At 76.3% G+C, this 5738-nt stretch carries 4 protein-coding genes; all 4 read right to left on the reverse strand.

The features are described from left to right. Positions 1-216: 216 nt before the first annotated feature. Positions 217-822, reverse strand: a complete 606-nt coding sequence (locus ABT023_RS28750; RefSeq protein WP_350889795.1) for an NUDIX domain-containing protein — start codon at positions 820-822, stop codon at positions 217-219. Next, complete coding sequence (pyrG, locus tag ABT023_RS28755; protein WP_350889797.1) at positions 819-2582, reverse strand: CTP synthase; 1764 nt, start codon at positions 2580-2582, stop codon at positions 819-821. The genes ABT023_RS28750 and pyrG overlap by 4 nt, the downstream gene beginning before the upstream one ends. Before the next feature lie 150 nt (positions 2583-2732). Further along, entirely contained in the window at positions 2733-5024 is a 2292-nt protein-coding gene (locus ABT023_RS28760) for a hypothetical protein (RefSeq protein ID WP_350889799.1), read from the reverse strand. Next, a partial coding sequence (locus tag ABT023_RS28765; RefSeq protein WP_350889801.1) for a glycosyltransferase family 4 protein occupies positions 5024-5738 on the reverse strand: 715 nt, incomplete at its 5' end. The genes ABT023_RS28765 and ABT023_RS28760, both read right to left, overlap by 1 nt.

Below are 5738 nucleotides of genomic sequence, written 5' to 3' on the forward strand. Positions count from 1 at the left end.
TAGTGGGAATCTGGATTCCTGACCGGGGCGCCTCCGCGGGGCCGCCCCCCCCCCGCCGCGACCTGGCTCCCGGCGGGGGGGGGGGGGGGGGGGGGGCCCCCCCCCCCCCCCCTCTCCTCGTTGTACCCCGCCCGTCGGGCCCCGGATTCCACCGGCACCGGACCTGGCGAGAAGCCCCTGGTCACGGGCCGCCGGCCGGCCCGGCGGCCCGGCCGCTCAGCGCGGCAGCGGCGCGTCCGGGCGGCGCAGCACCGACCAACCGGTGTCCCGGGCGCGGGCGGCGGCCAGCAGCCCGGCCACGGCGGACGCGTTGGTGATCTCCCCGGCCAGCACCATCCGCACCGCCTCGTCCAGGTCGACCCGGACCACCTGGAGGTCCGCCTCCTCCTCGCTGCGCCGGTGGCGCCGCTCGGCGGGCACGTCGGCCAGGTCCCGGGCCAGGAAGACCCGGACCAGCTCGTCGGTGAAGCCGGGCGAGCTGTGCAGGTCGACCAGCACGTCGACCGCACCGGCGGTGAGGTCGACCTCCTCGGCCAGCTCGCGGGCCGCCGCGGCGGCCAGGTCCTCCCCCGAGACGTCCGTCAGGCCGGCCGGCAGCTCCCACAGGTGCCGGCCGACGGGGTGGCGGTACTGCCGGATCAGCACGACCTGGCCGGCATCGTCCACCGCCACGACGGCCACCGCGCCGACGTGCCTGACGTAGTCGCGGGCGGAGGTGCCGCCGCCGGGCATGGTGACCTCGTCGGTGACCACGGAGAAGATCCGCCCGGCCCAGACCTGCCGCCGCCCGGTCACCTCGTAACGGTGCTCCACGGCGCTCACGACGCCGACGCCGGCTTCTTCTCGGCGGCCACGCCGCCGTTGCGGTCGGCCCGGCGGGCCGCCTCCTCCGCCGCCGGGGCGGCGTCCAGGTTCACGGGGAGCTGGTCGGCCTCGGAGTAGGTCACGGCGGCCTTCACGAACGCCGCGAACAACGGGTGCGGCCGGGTCGGCCGGCTCTTCAGCTCGGGGTGCGCCTGGGTCGCCACGAAGAACGGGTGCAGGGTGCGGTCCAGCTCGACGAACTCGACCAGCCGGCCGTCCGGGGACGTGCCGGAGATCGCCAGCCCGGCCTTGGTGAGCTGGTCACGGTAGGCGTTGTTCACCTCGTACCGGTGCCGGTGCCGCTCGCTGACCTCGGTGCTGCCGTACGCCTCGGCGACCAGCGACCCCTCGGCGAGCGTCGCCGGATACGCACCGAGCCGCATGGTGCCGCCCAGGTCGCCCCGGCCGGCGACGATGTCCTCCTGGTCGGCCATCGTGGCGATGACCGGGTGCGCGGCCTCCTCGTCGAACTCCAGCGAGTTCGCCCCGTCCAGGCCGGCGAGGTGGCGGGCCACCTCGATGGTCATGCACTGCAGGCCGAGGCACAGGCCGAGCAGGGGCACGCCGTTCTCCCGCGCGTACCGGGCGGTGCCGATCTTGCCCTCGATGCCGCGCACGCCGAAGCCGCCGGGGATGACGATGCCGTCCACGCCGGCCAGGGCCGCCGCCGCGCCGGCCGGGGTGACGCAGTCGTCGCTGGGCACCCAGCGCAGCTGCACCCGGGCCCGGTGGCCGAACCCGGCGGCCCGGATCGCCTCGCTGACCGACAGGTACGCGTCGGGCAGGTCGACGTACTTGCCGACCACCGCCACCGTCACCGTGTGGTGCGGCTGGTGCACGCGGTCCAGCAGGTCGTCCCAGCTGGCCCAGGCGACGTCGCGGAAGGACAGGCCGAGCCGGCGCACCACGTACGCGTCCAGGCCCTCCCGGTGCAGCACCTTCGGGATGTCGTAGATGCTCGGCGCGTCCGGGGCGGCGACGACCGCCTCCCGGTCCACGTCGCAGTAGAGCGAGAGCTTCTCCTTGAGCTTGTCCGGGATCTCCCGGTCGCAGCGCAGCACGATCGCGTCCGGCTGGATGCCGATGTTGCGCAGCTGGGCCACCGAGTGCTGGGTGGGCTTGGTCTTCAGCTCCCCCGACGGGGCCAGGTACGGCACCAGGGAGACGTGCAGGTAGAAGCAGTTGTCCCGGCCCAGGTCGTGGCGGACCTGCCGGATCGCCTCGAGGAACGGCAGCGACTCGATGTCGCCGACGGTGCCCCCGACCTCGGTGATCACCACGTCCGGAGCCTGGCCGTCGCCGTCCGGGTCGGCCATGCCGAGGATCCGCGCCTTGATCTCGTTGGTGATGTGCGGGATGACCTGGACGGTGTCGCCCAGGTACTCGCCGCGGCGCTCCTTGGCGATCACCTCGGAGTAGATCTGGCCGGTGGTGACGTTTGCCTTGCCGGACAGGTTCCGGTCCAGGAAACGCTCGTAGTGCCCGACGTCCAGGTCGGTCTCGGCGCCGTCCTCGGTGACGAACACCTCGCCGTGCTGGAACGGGTTCATCGTCCCCGGGTCAACGTTGAGGTAGGGGTCGAGCTTCTGCATCACCACGCGCAGCCCGCGCGCGCTCAGCAGACTGCCGAGGCTGGAGGCGGTGAGGCCCTTACCCAGCGAGGAGGCGACTCCCCCGGTGACGAAAATGTGCCTGGTCGTCCGTGCTGAAGGGGCCAAGGCCTGCTCCCGTGTCGTCCGTCGCGGTCGTGCAGACCGCCGTGCCGATCAGCAAAGTGATCACGCGATCCACGGGATTCCACGCTAACACCTCCCCGGGCCGGGCCCGCAGGCCGCACCCGAGGTCCCCCGCCAGGGCAGCCCCGGGGGTCAGGCCGTCGCGACCTCGGTTGACGCGCGGGGGTCCCGATCCGGCGTGCATCGGGGCGGGTCAGCACCGCCGGCGTCGCCGGCCGGGCGGTCCGGTGCCGGGCCCCCCGCCTGCGCCGCCGCCGCGTCCAGGTCGCCACGGTCCGGGGTTCGCGCGGATCCGCCGGGACGGCCGTTTGCCGGGCCGCCGTCGGCTGGCCGGGTCCGGTCGGTGGAGTGGTCGAGCACCCGCAGCGCCGCGAGGGCCGCCATCGGCACCGCCAGCGCGCCGGCGGCCCCGGCGACGTCGAGGGCGGAGCCGCTGAGCACCCCACCGATGACGGCGGCCACCGCCGTGCCCGCCATCGCGGCCCGCATCGCCGGGTAGATGCCGAACAGCCGCATCAGCCCGCCCCACGGCTGGAGCAACGCGAACCAGACCAGCAGGGCGCCGGCCAGGGCCAGCACGGTCAACGGGCTGTTGACCAGCGTCTCGAAGTTGGCGCCGCTGGACCGGTGCACGGTCAGCCCGCCGGTGCCGTCGCCGACGGCGGCCAGGAACCGGCCGAGGCTGCCCCGCTCGGTGGCCGGCCGGCGCAGGTCGATCACCGCGTAGCCGATGGTGAGGGCCAGCCCGGCCATGGTGGCCCAGACCAGCCGGCTGACCGTCAGCCAGCCGCCGGTGCTGATCGCCGCGGCCACGCTCACCCCGGCGGTCAGCGCGATCGCGCCGATCGAGTCCGCCCCCAGGTACGGGCTGCCGATTACCACCACGGCGAGCCCGCCGACGGCGACCACCACCATGGGCCGCCACTGGCGGCGGACCCGCTGGGCCAGCCAGCCGGCGCAGAACAGCGCCCCGGCGATGAACACGCCGAGCCCGACGGTGCCCAGGCCGGCGAACCGGCCGCCCTGCAGGGCCGAGTAGCCGACCACCCCGTTGAGCTGCAACCGGGCCCCGGTGAGCACGTCGGTGGCGACGACGAGGGTGGCCAGGGCGGCGACCGCGCCGAGTGGGCCCAGCGTCGAGGCGTGCCCGGGGGCGAACCGGACGGCGGCGGTCCCCCCGACCACCAGCAGCGCCGTCACGGTGGCGAACCACCAGCCGGCGTGGTCGCCGCGCCACCACGGCACGATGTCGGCGAGCAGGGCCGCCGGCACGGCCAGGGCGACGGCGATGAGCAGCAGCTCCACGGTCGCCACCACCCGCCGGGGCACCGGCTTCGGGCCGACCGGCCCGGCGTGCCGGCGGGCGCGGCGCAGCAGCGGAAGCACCGCGAGTGCGAGCAGCACCTGCGCGCCGGCGAGCAGGGCGAAGAACCAGCCGGCGACCCACCGCTGGGCGGCGGACTCCCGGTCGGCGTCGGCCGGTGCGGCGAGCGCGGCCGGCAGTTCCGCCGGTCGGCCGCCGACGGTGACCGCGGGCCGGCCGAGGAACAGCCGCTCCGGCATCGGCCGGCCGAGCGCGGCGAGGGCGGTCGGCGCCAGGTCGACCAGTTGCAGGTAGCCCTCCCGCCCCGTGGTGGGCGAGGTGAGCCAACCCCGCTCCCAGCCGGGTCCGTCAGCGACGGCGACGTGCAGCCGAGACGGCAGGCCGGTGTCGGAGACCCCGGCGACCAGAACCAGGGAGCGCGGGGGCCGGGCGGCGAGCACCCGGGCCAGGTCGGCGTCCGCCCGGCGGGCCTGCTCGGCCCGGGCCGCCGGGTCCTCGCCGGAGACGGCGCCGAGGTCGACGATGCTCAGCACGCAGGAGCCGAGCAGCGGGGCCGGGTCGTCGGGCAGCCGCGCGGCGTACCGGTCGACCCGGCCGAACGGGCGGGCGGCGGCCACCGCAGCGCCGGGGCCGACCGCGACCGAGCAGCGCACCGACTCGGACAACGCGCCGGGCACCGCGCCCCAGGACCGGCGCTGCTGGTTGTACTGCACGACGCGCCCCTGGTCGGGCAGGTTCGCACCGATCCCGTCGGGCTGCTCCACGGTCACCCCGGCGGACGGGCAGGCACCCGTGCCGCGGCTGCCGTTCCAGGCGGCGAAGTTGCCGGCGCCGAGGGTGAGCCAGCCGTCGACGGGGCAGGTGGGCCGGTTCGCGGAGCGCACCGACAGGGAGCCGATCGAGCCCTCCTGCGCCATCCGCCACAGCGTCGGGGTGGTCTGCGGATCCACGTCGTCCCAGCGCAGGCCCGCCACCCCGGCCAACACCACGAAGTCGGCGGTGCGCCTGGGGGCCTCCCCGGTCGGCCGCGCGGCGAGGGCGGCGACGCCGAGGACCACGACCAGCAGGGTCAGCAGGAGCGGCGTGACTCTGCGCAGCATCACCGGCGTCCCGTCGAGGGGGTGTCGGGGTCGGCCGCGTCGGAGGCCAGCTCCGCGTAGAGCGCAACCAGCTCGGCGACGGTGTCCGCCTCGGTGGGCCAGGTCCCGGCCCGTGCCACGCCGGCCCGGCCCAGGTCGGCCCGGCGGTCGGCGTCGTCGAGCAGCCCCCGCAGGGCGGCGTCGAGCGCGTCCACGTCGCCGGGGGGAACCAGCACGGCCGCGTCGCCGACCAGCTCCGGCAGGCCGCCGACGGCGGTTGCCACCAGGGGTACGCCGGCGTGCAGCGCCTCCTGGGCGAAGAGTTGGCGGGCCTCCCAGTCGCTGGTCACCACGGCCAGGTCGGCGCCGGCCAGCAGGTCGGCCACGTCGGTGCGGTGCCCGAGCAGGGTGACCGGGGCGCGGGCTGCGGAGACCCGGGCGGCCAGCGGCAGGTACGCCGGCCCGCTGCCGGCGATCACCACGACCGGCGGCGGGGTCCGACCGCGCAACCGGGCGGCGGCGTCGATGAGTAGGTCGTACCGCTTCTGCGGGTGCAGCCGGCCGACCGAGACGATCAGCGGCTGGCCGGCGGCCACCCCGAACTCGGCGCGGACGGCGGCCCGGCGGCGGCGCGGCGCGGGCAGTGCCGGCGCGGCGACCGGGGCGAGCCGGGCGTCGGCGGCGCCGAGCGCGGCGGCCCGCTCGACCAGGTCGGTCGAGGCGCCGAGCGCGACC

Origin of the sequence: Micromonospora sp. NPDC002296 (assembly GCF_040296145.1) — a bacterium.
Lineage (GTDB): Bacteria > Actinomycetota > Actinomycetes > Mycobacteriales > Micromonosporaceae > Micromonospora.

Bases quoted from the DNA above. Each gene is read 5' to 3' on its own strand.
- ABT023_RS28760 (WP_350889799.1), bottom strand. From the start codon at position 5,024: ATGCTGCGCAGAGTCACGCCGCTCCTGCTGACCCTGCTGGTCGTGGTC.